Origin of the sequence: Streptomyces sp. NPDC051738, assembly GCF_044453205.1 — a bacterium.
Taxonomy (GTDB): Bacteria; Actinomycetota; Actinomycetes; order Streptomycetales; family Streptomycetaceae; genus Streptomyces.
Genome location: NZ_JBITCM010000010.1, coordinates 45,358 through 59,153, shown reverse-complemented (window position 1 = coordinate 59,153; position 13,796 = coordinate 45,358). Strand labels below are relative to the sequence as shown.

At 68.5% G+C, this 13,796-nt stretch carries 22 protein-coding genes; all 22 read right to left on the bottom strand.

The window, feature by feature from the left end:
• Positions 1-105: 105 nt before the first annotated feature.
• On the bottom strand, positions 106-291 hold the full coding sequence (locus tag ACIA8X_RS23750) for a type Z 30S ribosomal protein S14 (protein WP_003948630.1): 186 nt from the start codon (positions 289-291) through the stop codon (positions 106-108).
• Between the two features lie 5 nt (positions 292-296).
• The gene (rplE, locus tag ACIA8X_RS23745) at positions 297-854 is read right to left on the bottom strand and encodes a 50S ribosomal protein L5 (RefSeq protein WP_020135807.1); all 558 of its coding nucleotides are present in this window, start codon (positions 852-854) and stop codon (positions 297-299) included.
• A complete protein-coding gene (gene rplX / locus ACIA8X_RS23740) occupies positions 854-1,177 on the bottom strand; it encodes a 50S ribosomal protein L24 (protein WP_053674523.1) in 324 nt (107 codons plus the stop codon). The genes rplE and rplX overlap by 1 nt, the downstream gene beginning before the upstream one ends.
• Before the next feature lie 2 nt (positions 1,178-1,179).
• Complete coding sequence (gene rplN, locus ACIA8X_RS23735; protein WP_003998823.1) at positions 1,180-1,548, bottom strand: 50S ribosomal protein L14; 369 nt, start codon at positions 1,546-1,548, stop codon at positions 1,180-1,182.
• Between the two features lie 102 nt (positions 1,549-1,650).
• Complete coding sequence (gene rpsQ, locus ACIA8X_RS23730) at positions 1,651-1,938, bottom strand: 30S ribosomal protein S17 (protein ID WP_046263523.1); 288 nt, start codon at positions 1,936-1,938, stop codon at positions 1,651-1,653.
• Positions 1,938-2,162, bottom strand: a complete 225-nt coding sequence (gene rpmC / locus ACIA8X_RS23725; protein ID WP_005481220.1) for a 50S ribosomal protein L29 — start codon at positions 2,160-2,162, stop codon at positions 1,938-1,940. Before rpmC ends, rpsQ begins: the two co-directional genes overlap by 1 nt.
• A complete protein-coding gene (gene rplP, locus ACIA8X_RS23720) occupies positions 2,162-2,581 on the bottom strand; it encodes a 50S ribosomal protein L16 (RefSeq protein WP_004927269.1) in 420 nt (139 codons plus the stop codon). The genes rpmC and rplP overlap by 1 nt, the downstream gene beginning before the upstream one ends.
• A gap of 5 nt (positions 2,582-2,586) precedes the next feature.
• The gene (rpsC, locus tag ACIA8X_RS23715; protein WP_147995161.1) at positions 2,587-3,411 is read right to left on the bottom strand and encodes a 30S ribosomal protein S3; all 825 of its coding nucleotides are present in this window, start codon (positions 3,409-3,411) and stop codon (positions 2,587-2,589) included.
• Entirely contained in the window at positions 3,411-3,758 is a 348-nt protein-coding gene (gene rplV, locus ACIA8X_RS23710; RefSeq protein ID WP_393453236.1) for a 50S ribosomal protein L22, read from the bottom strand. The genes rpsC and rplV overlap by 1 nt, the downstream gene beginning before the upstream one ends.
• A 43-nt stretch (positions 3,759-3,801) precedes the next feature.
• Positions 3,802-4,083: a 30S ribosomal protein S19 gene (gene rpsS, locus ACIA8X_RS23705; protein WP_093905264.1), complete on the bottom strand. Its 282-nt coding sequence runs from the start codon at positions 4,081-4,083 to the stop codon at positions 3,802-3,804.
• Positions 4,084-4,095: 12 nt separating this feature from the next.
• Entirely contained in the window at positions 4,096-4,932 is an 837-nt protein-coding gene (gene rplB / locus ACIA8X_RS23700) for a 50S ribosomal protein L2 (RefSeq protein ID WP_007494772.1), read from the bottom strand.
• Positions 4,933-4,972: 40 nt separating this feature from the next.
• Positions 4,973-5,392: a 50S ribosomal protein L23 gene (gene rplW / locus ACIA8X_RS23695; protein ID WP_399459034.1), complete on the bottom strand. Its 420-nt coding sequence runs from the start codon at positions 5,390-5,392 to the stop codon at positions 4,973-4,975.
• The gene (gene rplD, locus ACIA8X_RS23690) at positions 5,392-6,057 is read right to left on the bottom strand and encodes a 50S ribosomal protein L4 (protein ID WP_393453230.1); all 666 of its coding nucleotides are present in this window, start codon (positions 6,055-6,057) and stop codon (positions 5,392-5,394) included. The genes rplW and rplD overlap by 1 nt, the downstream gene beginning before the upstream one ends.
• 8 nt (positions 6,058-6,065) lie before the next feature.
• On the bottom strand, positions 6,066-6,710 hold the full coding sequence (gene rplC / locus ACIA8X_RS23685; RefSeq protein WP_093905267.1) for a 50S ribosomal protein L3: 645 nt from the start codon (positions 6,708-6,710) through the stop codon (positions 6,066-6,068).
• A gap of 17 nt (positions 6,711-6,727) precedes the next feature.
• Positions 6,728-7,036: a 30S ribosomal protein S10 gene (rpsJ, locus tag ACIA8X_RS23680; protein WP_003948644.1), complete on the bottom strand. Its 309-nt coding sequence runs from the start codon at positions 7,034-7,036 to the stop codon at positions 6,728-6,730.
• A gap of 406 nt (positions 7,037-7,442) precedes the next feature.
• Positions 7,443-8,600 (bottom strand): pyrroloquinoline quinone biosynthesis protein PqqE, encoded by a 1,158-nt coding sequence (gene pqqE / locus ACIA8X_RS23675; protein WP_399459033.1) that lies wholly within the window; start codon positions 8,598-8,600, stop codon positions 7,443-7,445.
• The gene (gene pqqD / locus ACIA8X_RS23670; RefSeq protein ID WP_399459032.1) at positions 8,597-8,869 is read right to left on the bottom strand and encodes a pyrroloquinoline quinone biosynthesis peptide chaperone PqqD; all 273 of its coding nucleotides are present in this window, start codon (positions 8,867-8,869) and stop codon (positions 8,597-8,599) included. Before pqqD ends, pqqE begins: the two co-directional genes overlap by 4 nt.
• On the bottom strand, positions 8,866-9,603 hold the full coding sequence (gene pqqC, locus ACIA8X_RS23665; RefSeq protein ID WP_399459031.1) for a pyrroloquinoline-quinone synthase PqqC: 738 nt from the start codon (positions 9,601-9,603) through the stop codon (positions 8,866-8,868). The genes pqqD and pqqC overlap by 4 nt, the downstream gene beginning before the upstream one ends.
• A complete protein-coding gene (locus ACIA8X_RS23660; protein ID WP_399459030.1) occupies positions 9,600-10,448 on the bottom strand; it encodes an MBL fold metallo-hydrolase in 849 nt (282 codons plus the stop codon). Before ACIA8X_RS23660 ends, pqqC begins: the two co-directional genes overlap by 4 nt.
• 38 nt (positions 10,449-10,486) lie before the next feature.
• A complete protein-coding gene (locus ACIA8X_RS23655; protein ID WP_399459029.1) occupies positions 10,487-11,590 on the bottom strand; it encodes a PQQ-dependent sugar dehydrogenase in 1,104 nt (367 codons plus the stop codon).
• A gap of 145 nt (positions 11,591-11,735) precedes the next feature.
• Entirely contained in the window at positions 11,736-12,221 is a 486-nt protein-coding gene (locus ACIA8X_RS23650; protein ID WP_393453212.1) for an adenylyltransferase/cytidyltransferase family protein, read from the bottom strand.
• Positions 12,218-13,741: a fibronectin type III domain-containing protein gene (locus tag ACIA8X_RS23645; RefSeq protein ID WP_399459028.1), complete on the bottom strand. Its 1,524-nt coding sequence runs from the start codon at positions 13,739-13,741 to the stop codon at positions 12,218-12,220. The genes ACIA8X_RS23650 and ACIA8X_RS23645 overlap by 4 nt, the downstream gene beginning before the upstream one ends.
• Positions 13,742-13,796: the final 55 nt, after the last annotated feature.

Sequence of the window (13,796 nt, the reverse complement as noted above, 5' to 3'; positions counted from 1 at the left end):
CGGGCGACCGTCAGGCGCCCAACCCTCCAAGCCTAAGCCATGAAAGGGAGGGCGCCTGACACGCCCAGTGCTTACCGAGAGCCTCTGGAATCCCTAAAAGCGGGACTACCAGGAGCTCTTGGTCACGCCCGGCAGCTCGCCACGGTGAGCCATCTCACGAAGGCACACGCGGCACAGGCCGAACTTGCGGTACACGGAGTGGGGACGGCCACAACGCTGGCAGCGCGTGTAGCCACGCACGCCGAACTTGGGCTTGCGGGCAGCCTTCGCGATCAGAGCCTTCTTCGCCATCTCGCTCACGCCTCCTTGAAGGGGAAGCCGAGGTGACGAAGGAGGGCACGGCCCTCAGCGTCGTTGGTCGCCGTGGTGACCACGGTGATGTCCATACCCCGGGTACGGTCGATCTTGTCCTGGTCGATCTCGTGGAACATGACCTGCTCGGTGAGACCGAAGGTGTAGTTGCCACGGCCGTCGAACTGCTTGGGGGACAGACCACGGAAGTCGCGGATGCGCGGCAGCGCGAGCGACAGGGTGCGGTCCAGGAACTCCCACATGCGGTCGCCACGGAGCGTGACGTGGGCACCGATCGGCTGGCCCTCACGCAGCTTGAACTGCGCGATGGACTTGCGGGCCTTGGTGACGGCCGGCTTCTGACCGGTGATCGTGGTGAGGTCGCGGATGGCGCCCTCGATCAGCTTGGAGTCGCGGGCGGCGTCGCCCACACCCATGTTGACCACGATCTTGACGAGGCCGGGGATCTGCATGACGTTCTCGTACTTGAACTCGTCACGCAGCTTGCCCGCGATCTCCTCGCGGTACTTCGTCTTCAGACGCGGAGTGGTGGTGGTAGCCATCAGATGTCCTCACCCGTCCGCTTGGCAACGCGGATCTTGTTGCCTTCGTCGTCGAAGCGGTAACCGACACGCGTGACGACCTTGTTGCCGTCCTTCTCAACGACCAGCTGGACGTTGGAGACGTGGATCGGCGCCTCGGTCGTGACGATGCCGCCGGCCTGGGAACCGCGAGCGGTCGGGCCGGCCTTGGTGTGCTTCTTGACCCGGTTGACACCCTCGACCAGGACGCGCTCGTCGCGCGGGTAAGCGGCAATGACCTTGCCCTGCTTGCCCTTGTCCTTACCGGTGATGACCTGGACCAGGTCGCCCTTCTTGATCTTCATGCTTACAGCACCTCCGGCGCGAGCGAGATGATCTTCATGAACTTCTTCTCGCGCAGCTCACGGCCGACGGGGCCGAAGATACGGGTGCCGCGAGGGTCGCCGTCGTTCTTCAGAATGACGGCGGCGTTCTCGTCGAAGCGGATGTACGAGCCGTCCGGACGGCGGCGCTCCTTGACGGTGCGAACGATGACCGCCTTGACGACGTCACCCTTCTTCACGTTGCCACCCGGGATCGCGTCCTTGACGGTGGCGACGATGACGTCACCGATGCCCGCGTAGCGGCGACCGGAGCCACCGAGCACACGGATGCAAAGGATCTCCTTCGCACCAGTGTTGTCGGCGACACGCAGTCGCGACTCCTGCTGGATCACGTCTATCTCCTGTTTGTCTGCCGGTTCCCGGGGCGGGTGTGCAAGTTACACACCCACCCCGAGCCTGGCGGAACTGACCTGCGGGATTACCCCCGCAGGAAATTACTTGGCCTTCTCGAGGATCTCGACGATGCGCCAGCGCTTCGTCGCGGACAGCGGCCGGGTCTCCGCGAGGAGGACACGGTCGCCGACACCCGCGGCGTTCTGCTCGTCGTGCGCCTTGAGCTTGTTCGTACGGCGGATGACCTTGCCGTACAGCGCGTGCTTGACGCGGTCCTCGACGGCGACGACGACGGTCTTGTCCATCTTGTCGCTGACGACGAGACCCTCACGGGTCTTGCGGAAGCCGCGGGCCTCTGCAGTCTGCTCAGTCACGTTGCTCTCACTCATCAGGCGCTCTCCACCGTCTCGATGCCCAGCTCGCGCTCACGCATCAGGGTGTAGATCCGCGCGATGTCCTTACGGACGGCCTTGAGCCGACCGTGGTTCTCGAGCTGACCCGTCGCCGCCTGGAAGCGGAGGTTGAACAGCTCTTCCTTGGCTTCGCGGAGCTTGTTCAGCAGCTCCTCGTCACCCAGTTCGCGCAGCTCGGACGCCTTGGTACCGGCCGACATCACGCTTCACCTGCCTCGCGCTTGACGATCCGGCACTTCATCGGCAGCTTGTGGGCTGCGCGAGTCAGCGCCTCACGGGCGATCTTCTCGTTGGGGTAGGACAGCTCGAACATGACCCGGCCCGGGTGCACGTTCGCGATCCACCACTCCGGAGAACCCTTACCGGAACCCATGCGGGTCTCAGCAGGCTTCTTCGTGAGCGGGCGGTCCGGGTAGATGTTGATCCAGACCTTGCCGCCACGCTTGATGTGGCGGGTCATCGCGATACGGGCCGCCTCGATCTGGCGGTTGGTCACGTACGCCGGCGTGAGGGCCTGGATGCCGTACTCGCCGAACGCAACCGTCGTACCGCCCTTGGCCTGACCACGGCGCTTCGGGTGGTGCTGCTTGCGGTGCTTGACCCTACGGGGGATCAGCATGTCGGTCAGGCCTCCGTTCCGGTGCTCTCAGCCGGAGCGGCGGGGGCCTCGGCCTTGGGGGCCTCGGCGCCGGCAGCCTGCTGCGGCTTACGACCGCGCCGCTCGCCACCGCGGCCACCACGGGCCGGGCGGTCGGAGCCGCCGCCACCGCGAGCCGGGCGGTTACCCGCACGGGCGGCAGCGTTCTCAGCGCGGACCTCGGCGATGTTCTTGACGTCGCCCTTGTAGATCCAGACCTTCACACCGATGCGGCCGAAGGTCGTCTTGGCCTCGAAGAAGCCGTAGTCCACGTTCGCGCGGAGCGTGTGCAGGGGCACACGGCCCTCGCGGTAGAACTCCGAGCGGGACATCTCGGCGCCACCGAGGCGGCCACCGCACTGGATCTTGATGCCCTTGGCGCCGGCCTTCATCGCCGACTGCATGCTCTTACGCATGGCGCGGCGGAAGGAGACGCGGGAGGAGAGCTGCTCGGCAACGGCCTGAGCAACCAGCTGAGCGTCCGTCTCGGGGTTCTTGACCTCGAGGATGTTCAGCTGGACCTGCTTGCCCGTGAGCTTCTCGAGGTCACCGCGGATGCGGTCGGCCTCGGCGCCACGGCGGCCGATGACGATGCCCGGACGCGCGGTGTGGATGTCCACGCGGACACGGTCACGGGTGCGCTCGATCTCAACCTTCGAGATACCGGCGCGCTCCATGCCGGACGTCATCATCCGACGGATGGCGACGTCTTCCTTGACGTAGTCCTTGTACAGCTTGTCGGCGTACCAACGCGACTTGAAGTCGGTCGTGACACCGAGCCGGAACCCATGCGGGTTTACCTTCTGGCCCATTACCGGGTTCCTTCCTTGCTGCTGACGACCACGGTGATGTGGCTGGTCCGCTTGCGGATCCGGTAGGCACGGCCCTGGGCACGCGGACGGAACCGCTTCAGGGTCGGGCCCTCGTCGACGTACGCCTCGCTGATGACCAGCGAGGAGGCGTCCGTGTGGTCGTAGTTGTGCGCGGCGTTGGCAATGGCGCTGTCGAGCACCTTGCCGACCGGCTCGGAGGCTGCCTGCGGAGCGAATCGCAGGACGGCCTGGGCCTCCGTGGCGTCCATGCCACGGATGAGGTCCACCACGCGGCGGGCCTTCATGGGCGTGACGCGGATGTACCGCGCCTGGGCCCTGGCTTCCATGGTTGTCCCTTCAGTTACTTACGTGTCTGAATGCGATCCGCTACTAGCGGCGCTTCGACTTCCGGTCGTCCTTGACGTGACCCCGGAAGGTGCGCGTCGGCGAGAACTCGCCGAGCTTGTGGCCGACCATCGACTCGGTGACGAACACCGGGATGTGGGTCTTGCCGTTGTGCACCGCGAGCGTGTGGCCGAGCATGGCCGGCACGATCATGGAGCGACGGGACCAGGTCTTGATGACGTTCTTGGTGCCGGCTTCGTTCTGAGCATCCACCTTCTTGGCGAGGTGCTCGTCGACGAAGGGCCCCTTCTTGAGACTGCGCGGCATCTAAACCCGCTCCTAGCGCTTCTTGTTCGTCTTGCGGCGGCGGACGATGTACTTGTTCGAAGCCTTCTTCGGCGAACGAGTACGACCCTCCTTCTGACCCCACGGGGAGACCGGGTGGCGACCACCGGAGGTCTTGCCCTCACCACCACCGTGCGGGTGGTCGACCGGGTTCATCGCCACACCGCGAACGGTCGGGCGAACGCCCAGCCAGCGCTTGCGGCCGGCCTTGCCCCAGTTGATGTTGCTCTGCTCGGCGTTGCCGACCTCGCCGACCGTGGCGCGGCAGCGCTGGTCGACCAGGCGGATCTCACCGGAAGGCATGCGGAGGTGGGCCATCGAGCCCTCCTTCGCGAGCAGCTGCACGGAGGCACCGGCGGAGCGGGCGAACTTGGCGCCGCCACCGGGACGGAGCTCGATCGCGTGGATCGTGGTACCGACCGGGATGTTGCGGAGCGCCAGGTTGTTGCCCGGCTTGATGTCGGCCCCGGGACCGTTCTCGACGCGGTCACCCTGCTGCAGGTTGCGCGGGGCGAGGATGTAGCGCTTCTCGCCGTCGGCGTAGTGCAGCAGCGCGATGCGCGCGGTGCGGTTGGGGTCGTACTCGATGTGCGCGACCTTCGCCGGCACGCCGTCCTTGTCGTGACGACGGAAGTCGATCACGCGGTAGGCGCGCTTGTGTCCGCCACCCTGGTGGCGAACGGTCACACGACCGGCGTTGTTACGGCCGCCCTTGCTGTGCAGCGGGCGGACCAGCGACTTCTCCGGCGTGGACCGCGTGACCTCGACGAAGTCGGCGACGCTGGAACCACGACGGCCCGGCGTAGTCGGCTTGTACTTGCGGATTCCCATTTCTCAGTCCTCGTCCGATATCGGACGATCCGGACCGCCCTTAGGCGGTCGGACCGCCGAAGATGTCGATACGGTCGCCCTCAGCAAGGGTCACGATCGCGCGCTTGGTACCGGCACGCTGGCCGAAACCGGTGCGGGTCCGCTTGCGCTTGCCCTGGCGGTTGATCGTGTTGACCCCGGTGACCTTGACCGAGAAGACCGCCTGGACGGCCTGCTTGATCTGGGTCTTGTTGGCGTTCGGGTCGACGATGAACGTGTACTTGTTCTCGTCCAGGAGCGCGTAGCTCTTCTCCGACACGACCGGCTTCAGCAGCACGTCACGGGGGTCCGTGTACGCCTTGCTGGCCGGGGTGACGACGGTGTTCTTGCCCTCGGCGGCGTAGCGACGCGCCTTGGCGACGCGCGCGGCCTTGGCGGCCTTCGCAGCCTTGGAGGCAATGCTCGGGTGACGCGTAGCCATCAGGCCTCGCTCCCTTCGGTGTCAGCAGCCGACGACGAGCGCGGGCCGGACACGAAGGACTCGAACGCGGACTGGGTGAAGACCACGTCGTCCGAGACGAGAACGTCGTACGTGTTCAGCTGGCCCGGCTCCAGGATGTGGACCTGGGGCAGGTTGCGGGCGGACAGCCACGCGGCCTCGTCTGCGCGCTCGACGATCAGGAGCAGGTTCTTGCGCTCCGAGATCTTGCCGAACAGCGACTTGGCGGCCTTCGTGGACGGGTTGTCGCCCTCGATGACGCCGGAGACGACGTGGATGCGGTTGTTACGGGCCCGGTCGGTGAGGGCGTGGCGCAGGGCCGCGGCCTTCATCTTCTTCGGGGTCCGCTGCGAGTAGTCACGCGGCACGGGACCGTGCACGACGCCACCACCGGCGAACTGCGGAGCGCGGGTCGAACCCTGACGGGCGCGGCCGGTGCCCTTCTGGCGGTAAGGCTTCTTGCCACCACCACGGACTTCGCCGCGGGTCTTGGTCTTGTGCGTGCCCTGACGGGCCGCGGCCAGCTGCGCGACGACGACCTGGTGAAGCAGCGGAACGCTGATCTTCTCGACGTCGAAGATCTCCGCGGGGAGCTCGACCGTCCCGGTCTTGTCGCCTGCCGGCGAAAGGATGTCAACAGTGCTCATCGGTTACCTCAGGCCCCCTTGGCCGCGGTGCGGACCAGGACGAGGCCGCCGTTCGGACCGGGAACCGCGCCCTTGATGAGCAGCAGACCCTTCTCCGCGTCAACGGCGTGGACGGTCAGGTTCTGGGTGGTGACCCGCTCGTTGCCCATGCGACCCGCCATGCGGAGGCCCTTGAACACACGGCCCGGGGTGGCGCAGCCACCGATGGAACCGGGAGAGCGGTGCTTGCGCTGGGTGCCGTGTCCGGCGCCGAGGCCCTTGAAGTTGTGACGCTTCATGACACCGGCGAAGCCCTTGCCCTTGCTCTTGCCGGTCACGTCGACCTTGATGCCGGCCTCGAACACCTCGGCGGTGATCTCCTGGCCGAGGGTGTACTCGCTGGCGTCAGCGGTACGGATCTCGACGAGGTGGCGGCGGGGAGTGACGTCGGCCTTGGCGAAGTGGCCCTTGAGGGGCTTGTTCACCTTGCGCGGGTCGATCTCGCCGAACGCGATCTGGACCGACTCGTAGCCGTCGGCGTCGTTCGTGCGGACCTGGGTGACGACGTTGGGGCCGGCCTTGACGACGGTGACCGGAACAACACGGTTGTTCGCGTCCCACACCTGCGTCATGCCGAGCTTCTCGCCCAGGATGCCCTTGATCTGCTTAGCCATTCTCAGATCACCGGCCTTCAGAGCTTGATCTCGATGTCGACACCGGCCGGAAGGTCGAGTCGCATCAGAGAGTCAACGGTCTTGGGCGTCGGGTCGAGGATGTCGATCAGGCGCTTGTGCGTGCGCATCTCGAAGTGCTCGCGCGAGTCCTTGTACTTGTGCGGCGACTTGATGACGCAGTACACGTTCTTCTCAGTGGGCAGCGGCACCGGGCCCGCGACCGACGCACCAGTGCGGGTCACCGTCTCGACGATCTTCTTCGCCGAGGAGTCGATGACCTCGTGGTCGTAGGCCTTGAGCCGGATGCGGATCTTCTGTCCCGCCATGGCTACTCCGTAGTCCTGTCTCTTCTTACGCTCTGGAACCCGGTGTTCCCGTCCCCGCCCCTCCGACCCACGCGGTCGGGCGTGTCGCGCCCCCGCTGACACAGATGCCCCTTGTTCGAGCATCCCTTGTCTGGGAACACGGCCCTTCCGGAACCGCAAGCCGGGGGCGGAAGGCCCACCGGGTGCCTGGACGGTGCTGCACTGACACTTCCCGAAAGATTCCCGTACGTCCGCCCCAGCGCTGCCTTACGGCAGTTAGGGCGACGAGTACTGTGGGACTCGCTTTCAGTCCTCCCGGCGGGAGGCGCGCAGCATCAACACTCGACCGAGCAACCCCGCTAGTCTGCCATACGGGGCAGGGGGCTGGCCAATCGAGCCGGAGAGAATACCCCGAGGGTGACGTAGGTCAAACCCGGGCGTCCGCGCCCTTGAACCGACCGGGCACTCGACGCGTGATCTGGGCGTTTCCGGCCGTGTTGTCCTCTGTGTGGTCTTCTGTGTCGCCCTCTGCGCTCTCCTCGGCCAGCGCCCGGATCACTGCGTGGTCGGGGGACAGCCGGCACGCCGGGTCCGTGCGGGCTGCGTCTCCGGTGAGGGCGTACGCCTGGCAGCGGCAGCCGCCGAAGTCCTCGCCGCGTCGGGAGCAGCTGCGGCAGGGGTCGGGCATCCAGTCGGTGCCGCGGTAGCGGGTGAACGCCTTCGAGTGGTCCCAGATCCACTCCAAGGGATGGTCCCGGACGTTCGGCGCGTCCAGGTCCGGCAGCGTGACCGCGGCCGGACAGGGCAGGACGGTGCCGTCCGGGGTGACGGTGAGGGAGACCGCGCCCCAGCCGCCCATGCAGGGCTTGGCGACACCGTCGAAGTAGTCGGGGACGACCCAGACGAGCTCGGGTCCGGTGGTGAGCCTCTCCCGCCAGCGCCGCACGGCGTCCCGCGCCCCGGCCAGCTGCTCGCGCGTCGGCAGCAGCGCGGCGCGGTTGAGCAGGCCCCAGCCGTAGAACTGCGCGTTCGCCAGCTCGATGCGGTCCACGCCCCAGGCGACGCCCAGCTCGACGACGGCGTCGAGGGCGTCGAGGTTCTCGCGGTGCAGGACGACGTTGAGGCCGAGGGGGAGGCCGGCGGCACGTACGAGCTCGGCGGCCCGTTCCTTCTGGGCGAAGGACCTGCGTCCGGCGATGCGGTCGGAGGCGCGTGGGTCGGCGTGCTGGACGGACAGCTGGACGCTCTTGAGGCCCGCGGTGGCGAGCGCGGCGAGGCGGGCCTCGTCCAGGCCCACCCCGCTGGTGACGAGCTGGGTGTAGATGCCGGCGGACTCGGCCGCGGTGACGATCCGCTCCAGGTCCCGGCGCAGCAGCGGCTCGCCGCCCGAGAGATGCGTCTGGACGACGCCGAGCGCGCCCGCCTGACGCAGCACGTCCGTCCACTGCTCGGCGGTCAGCTCGCGCGAACGGCGCGTCAGTTCAAGGGGGTTGGAGCAATAGCCGCAGTGCAGCGGGCAGGCGTGAGTGAGCTCGGCCAGCAGGGCCCAGGGGCGGGCGGGTGGCGGCGGGTCGGCGGAGGTCATCGGAGCCAGCCCTCCCTGCGCAGCCGTTCGAGGAACGGGGGGACGTCGTCGGCCACCGGGGCGCCGGGGAAGCGTTCGGTCAGTTCGTCGACGATGTCGCGCACGCTGCGGCTGCCGTCGCACAGGCCGACGACCGCTTCGGCCGAGCCCGTGAGGACGCCGACGCGCTCGGGGAGAAGCAGCAGGTCGGCGTCGCGTACGGGGTCGTGGCGGCGCACGATGGCGGGGGCCAGGGCGGGCCGCCAGTCGGTGCCGGACGGCGCCGTCACCGCTGCTCCCGGGGGCCCGCTCGGTCCACGGCGTCCAGCAGCGACCACAGGACGTCGCACTTGAAGCGCAGCGCGGCCACGGCCGCCTCCTGCTCGTCCCGGTCGCGGGCCCAGGTCAGCACCAGGTCGAGGGCCTCGCGGCTGTCGCGGCGGCCCTGCGAGACACGGGTGCGGAAGTAGGCGAGGCCCTCGGGTTCGATCCACCGGTAGTGGCGCTCGAAGGCCTCGATGCGAGTGCGCATCAGGTCCGGCGCGGACAGTTCGGTCAGCGAGGCGGCGACGGCTTCGAGGGGCGGGCGCAGCCGGCAGAAGTTGACGTATCCGTCGACCGCGAGCCGTACGCCCGGCAGCACCGCGTCGGCGCGCAGCAGCATCTCGCGGTCCACGCCGGCCGCCTCGCCGAGCCGCAGCCAGCGCTCGATGCCGCCCTCGCCCGTCTGCGCCCCGTCGTGGTCCTGGATGCGGCGCAGCCACATCCGGCGCAGCTTGGAAGTGGGCAGTTTGGCGGTGATCAGGGCGTCCTTGACGGGGATGTGGCGCTGGTAGTGGAAGCGGTTGACGATCCAGCGGCGCAGTTCCTCGGGGCCGAGGTCGCCGCTGTGCATCCGTATGTTGAAGGGGTGGCGGTGGTGGTAGCTCTCCTCCCCCACCGCGCGCAGTCGTGCCTCGAACTCCGCGGGGCTCCAGGGCTCCGCGGGCGAGGCGGGGGGCGTGGGCGCGGCTGCCGTGTTCACGGCTCGATCACCATCCCGTCGTACGCCACCTCGATGCCCAGCCGGGCGAGCCGCTTGTGCTGGGGTGCCGCCGGGTCGACGAGGGGGTTGGTCAGATTAGCTCGATCGTGTGATCGTCGGCTCGTGGGCTTGCGGTGCCTTGAGCCGATCGGCGTAGCGTGATCAACACGATCTGGGACGCCGGGTGCGGCGCCAGCGTGCGGGGCCCCCGTTCCACCGGAGTGATGGTCCGGGGCCTCTCCGCCGTCATTGGCCGCATCCGTCTGGCCAGGTCGTGCAGGGAACCGGCCTCCCGGGAACGGACCACGCACGTGATGCGTGTCGCCGTCCTGGGGTCGAGTACGCCGGGGACCAGTGCGCCCAAGACCGTTCGGGGCGTGCGGCTGCGCAGACTCAATCCTGCTCAGCCTCCAGGAACGGTTGGTGTTGTTGAGGTGCGCGTAGAAGCACCGGGTAGCGAGGCGGGCGAAGCGTAAGACGGCCCCGATTCGGCCCCTCGCTGGGCGCTGGACCGGGGCGGTCGCCGTCACCTGGAGGCGGTCCGCCTCGCGCAGCCGTGCGAGGCCGAGGGTGTGGTCGAGTTCGGCGTCGGTGAGGACGACTCCGGCGATCGGGGTCTGCCGGGGGCCGGGGCCGGGGTGGAGCTCGGGCCGGTCCTCGATCTGGTCGCCGATGTCGGGGGTCGCGTTGACGACGTACCAGCGGCCCTCGCCCGTCCGTACGGCGAGCGAGGCGTGCCGGCGGCGCCGGTGCGGATGGGCGCGGGCCCCGGAGCAGCCGGGGCACGCGCAGTTCCACTGGGGGATGCCACCGCCGGCGGCGGTGCCGAGTACCAGCAGCAGCATGTGGGGCCTTCCCGTCGGGAGGGTTGCTCGACCGAGGTCTACTGGACGGTCACGCGGAGGACCATGTCGTTGCCGTCCGCGCTGCGCGCGGTGCCCAGCCACAGTTCGTTCCTGCCGGGGACCTTCGTGAGTGCACGCAGTGCGTGGCCGCCGAAGACGTTGGTCTTCGCCTGGTCGCCCGTGCCCCCGATCGCCGCGTCGATCCCGACGCGCCACAGCTGGTAGCCGCGCAGCGACGACACGTAGAGGTTGTCGCCGGCCACGGCGACCTGGGCGGGGGCGGTGGTGTGCGCCCAGGTGACCTTCGGGTTCGTCATGCCCTTGGCGGTGCAGCGGCCCTCGCAGCTCGGCCAGCCGTAGTTGCGGCCCGGCTCGATCAGGTTGAGTTCGTCCGTTGCTTCCTGGCCGATTTCCACCGACCACAGCCGGCCCGCGCCGTCCCAGGCGAGGCCCTGGGGATTGCGATGGCCGTAGCTGTAGATGTGGTTGCCGAACGGGTTGCCGGGGGCCGGGGCGCCGGTCTTGGTGATCCGGAGGATCTTTCCGTTGATGGAGTTCGTGTCCTGCGCGAGCTCCGCCTGTGTGGCCTCCCCCGTCGCGACGTAGAGGTACCCGTCGGGACCGAAGGCGATCTTGCCGCCGTTGTGGTTCGAGCCCCGTCTGATGCCGTCGAGGACCACGGTGTAGCCGCTCAGTGACGTGCCGCCGTCGTAGTTCATCCGCACGACCCTGGTCTCGGTCTTCGTGGTGTGCATGAAGAACACGGCCTTGTCCTTCTTGCCGTCCCAGGTCGGCGACACGGCGACGCCCAGCAGCCCGCCCTTGGCGGAGTCACCGGGCAGGTACACGACCATGTGCGGGACCCGGCCGACCAGGGTCCTGGAGCCGTCGTCGCGGAGGCGGAAGACGCGGGAGGTCTCGTTCTCGGTCACCAGCGCCGAACGCCCGTCGGGCAGGAAGGACATGCCCCAGGGGTTGGACCAGCCCGAGGACAGCGTGGTGACGTCGGCGGCGGCGTACACCGAGAGGTCCTCGGGGTCGGCGGTGGACGGCACCGCTGTCGCCAGCAGAGCGGCGGCGGCGGTGAGCGAGGCTATGCAGAACCGCGCGGGACAGCGCACCCAGCGGCCGGAACGTGCCATGTCGACACCCTTCGTCATGCCCCGAGTGAGCCGACGCGGCGCGACGGGAGCCGCGCCGCTGTGCACAGCAAATCTTTACGAGGCATGACCGACCTGCCACATGAGGGGAGCCGCGGGGGTGAGTCCCGAGTCCCGCGGCCCCGTGTCAGCCCTCCGTGCCCGTCCGGCGTGGTCCCGCGAGCTGTGGCGGGGGCGGCTCGGAAGGGTTCTCCCGGGTGAGGAGGAGTGCGTCCCGTAACAGCGTGCTCGATGTGTGCACGGTGTACGGGAAGTAGACGACCTCCACGCCCACCCTCGCGAACTCGGTCTCGTAGGCCGTCCAGACATCGGTGCCGAGCCAGTCGTCACCTTTGAAGATGACGTCGAAACCGACTTCCTTCCAGATCTCGATCTTGTCGTCCACGGTCGCGACGAACGTCTCGTCCACATGGCGCACGCTGCGGACGATCTGCAGTCGCTCGGCGAGCGGTACGACGGGCGGCCTGCCTTTCAGACGCACCACCAGCTCGTCCGAGCAGACACCGGCGATGAGCCGGTCGCAGTGCCCGCGCGCCCGGCGCAGGATGTTCAGATGGCCCACGTGGAAGAGGTCGAAGACCCCCGGCGCGTAGCCGAGACGTTCTCCCGTCAACGCTTGTCCTTCGGACCCTTGTCGGCGGTCGCGGTGACTACGAACGCTTTCGACCTGAGCGAGGTGTTCTTTCCGTCGGTGACGGCGATCCGGTAGCGGTGGCGGGAGCCGGGGGCGACGGAATCCGTGTACTCCATCATGGGGCGGTCCCACTCCGCGGACCGCCGCGTCGGCGAGGCCACGAGAACGCCGTCCCGGTAGATCAGGTACTTCAGCTCCGCGTCGTCGCGGTCCCAGGCGGCACGCCAGGAGAGCCTGACCTGGCCGGCCTTCGAGGGCAGGGTCTCAAGCTTGGGCACCACCTCCGGGGCTCCCCGGTCGGGTCCGGCCGCGAAGCGGGTCAGGCTCTGCTGCCGTTCGCCGTTGACCTCGGTGAACTCGCCGCCCGCCCACAGGACTCCGCCGGCCATCGCCATGGCTCGGGGGCCGTTGCCCTCGCCGGTCCCTCCGTTCGTGTCGGGGAACCAGTGCAGGATGCGCCGGTCGCGGACGGACTGGGCGAGGAGGTGCTGACGGTTGTTGAACTCGGGGAAACCGCCCGGGGTGTCACGGCAGTCGTGGGCGTGGGACCCGCTGTAGAGGACGCCCTGGTGCACGGCGACGGCCTGCGTCGCGCCCAGGCAGGTGTCCTTCCACACCATCTTGCCGTTGTCGAGGCGACCGGCGATGCGGCCGTCGAAAATGCCCGTGCCCCTGCCCTCGGCCGCGACGTAGAAGTTGGTCTCGTCGCTGGCCAGCCCCTTCACGGACGATCTCGGCGGCAGCCAGTCGGCGTACGAGTCCACCGTCTTGCCCGTGCCGGGATGCAGGGCGACGAGCGACTTCTCCAGCTCGCCGTTGAGCAGGTAGAAGTCGCCGCCGACGAGGAGCTTGCCGAACTTGGGCGCGGCGAGGATGGCCCGTACGGGAGCGTCGATCTCCGCCTTGAACGGCAGCAGCTTCCCGCCGGGGGTGAACGCCGCGATGCGCTCGCGGTCCTGGCCGTTGACGACCGTGAAGTCGCCGCCCAGATAGACCGCGTCGCCCATGACCTCGATGGCACGCACGAACGACGTCATGGTCGGCCGGAAGTCGCCGCGCAGCGAGCAGTCGGCCCGGTTGAGCGCGACCGCACTGGCCACCTCGGTCTTGCCGGCGTTGGTGAACGAGCCACCGACGTACAGCACTTTGCCGTCCCGCGTCGCCTTCAGCGCCCGTACGGTGTCACCGCCGCCGGTGAACGGCACGGCGCACGGCAGGAGCCGGCCGGTGGCGGCGTCGAACGCGGCGAAGTTCTTGCGTGCGACCTCCTGCTCGCCGGGCTTGGCGCCCGGCGGGCGGACCTTGTCGAAGGTCCCGCCGACGTACACGACACCGTCCACGTACTCGATCGACCAGACGATGCCGTCGGTCTGCCAGGTCGCCAGCGTGTCGGCGGTCAGGGTCTTTTCGTCGCCGTCGGCTGCCGACGCCGTAGCGGTGATGAGCGAGGCAGCCGCGAGGAGGGCCACAGCCGAAGCCGTGGTGGCCCCTCTCTTCATGCTTTTTCTGAGGCGCATGGAACTTCCCGGGTTGCAGCGAGTACGGGTGGTGAGA

What these genes read in the sequence shown, in the direction of transcription:
- rpsQ (WP_046263523.1), bottom strand. Translation starts at nt 1,938, where the DNA reads ATGAGTGAGAGCAACGTGACTGAGCAGACTGCAGAGGCCCGCGGCTTC.
- ACIA8X_RS23660 (WP_399459030.1), bottom strand. Translation starts at nt 10,448, where the DNA reads ATGCTGCTGCTGGTACTCGGCACCGCCGCCGGCGGTGGCATCCCCCAG.
- rpsS (WP_093905264.1), bottom strand. Translation starts at nt 4,083, where the DNA reads ATGCCGCGCAGTCTCAAGAAGGGGCCCTTCGTCGACGAGCACCTCGCC.
- rpmC (WP_005481220.1), bottom strand. Translation starts at nt 2,162, where the DNA reads ATGTCGGCCGGTACCAAGGCGTCCGAGCTGCGCGAACTGGGTGACGAG.
- rplW (WP_399459034.1), bottom strand. Translation starts at nt 5,392, where the DNA reads ATGGCTACGCGTCACCCGAGCATTGCCTCCAAGGCTGCGAAGGCCGCC.
- pqqE (WP_399459033.1), bottom strand. Translation starts at nt 8,600, where the DNA reads ATGACCTCCGCCGACCCGCCGCCACCCGCCCGCCCCTGGGCCCTGCTG.
- rplD (WP_393453230.1), bottom strand. Translation starts at nt 6,057, where the DNA reads ATGAGCACTGTTGACATCCTTTCGCCGGCAGGCGACAAGACCGGGACG.
- rplV (WP_393453236.1), bottom strand. Translation starts at nt 3,758, where the DNA reads ATGGAAGCCAGGGCCCAGGCGCGGTACATCCGCGTCACGCCCATGAAG.
- rplC (WP_093905267.1), bottom strand. Translation starts at nt 6,710, where the DNA reads ATGGCTAAGCAGATCAAGGGCATCCTGGGCGAGAAGCTCGGCATGACG.
- rpsC (WP_147995161.1), bottom strand. Translation starts at nt 3,411, where the DNA reads ATGGGCCAGAAGGTAAACCCGCATGGGTTCCGGCTCGGTGTCACGACC.
- rplP (WP_004927269.1), bottom strand. Translation starts at nt 2,581, where the DNA reads ATGCTGATCCCCCGTAGGGTCAAGCACCGCAAGCAGCACCACCCGAAG.
- rpsJ (WP_003948644.1), bottom strand. Translation starts at nt 7,036, where the DNA reads ATGGCGGGACAGAAGATCCGCATCCGGCTCAAGGCCTACGACCACGAG.
- ACIA8X_RS23750 (WP_003948630.1), bottom strand. Translation starts at nt 291, where the DNA reads ATGGCGAAGAAGGCTCTGATCGCGAAGGCTGCCCGCAAGCCCAAGTTC.
- ACIA8X_RS23655 (WP_399459029.1), bottom strand. Translation starts at nt 11,590, where the DNA reads ATGGCACGTTCCGGCCGCTGGGTGCGCTGTCCCGCGCGGTTCTGCATA.
- ACIA8X_RS23645 (WP_399459028.1), bottom strand. Translation starts at nt 13,741, where the DNA reads ATGAAGAGAGGGGCCACCACGGCTTCGGCTGTGGCCCTCCTCGCGGCT.
- rplB (WP_007494772.1), bottom strand. Translation starts at nt 4,932, where the DNA reads ATGGGAATCCGCAAGTACAAGCCGACTACGCCGGGCCGTCGTGGTTCC.
- rplE (WP_020135807.1), bottom strand. Translation starts at nt 854, where the DNA reads ATGGCTACCACCACCACTCCGCGTCTGAAGACGAAGTACCGCGAGGAG.
- rplX (WP_053674523.1), bottom strand. Translation starts at nt 1,177, where the DNA reads ATGAAGATCAAGAAGGGCGACCTGGTCCAGGTCATCACCGGTAAGGAC.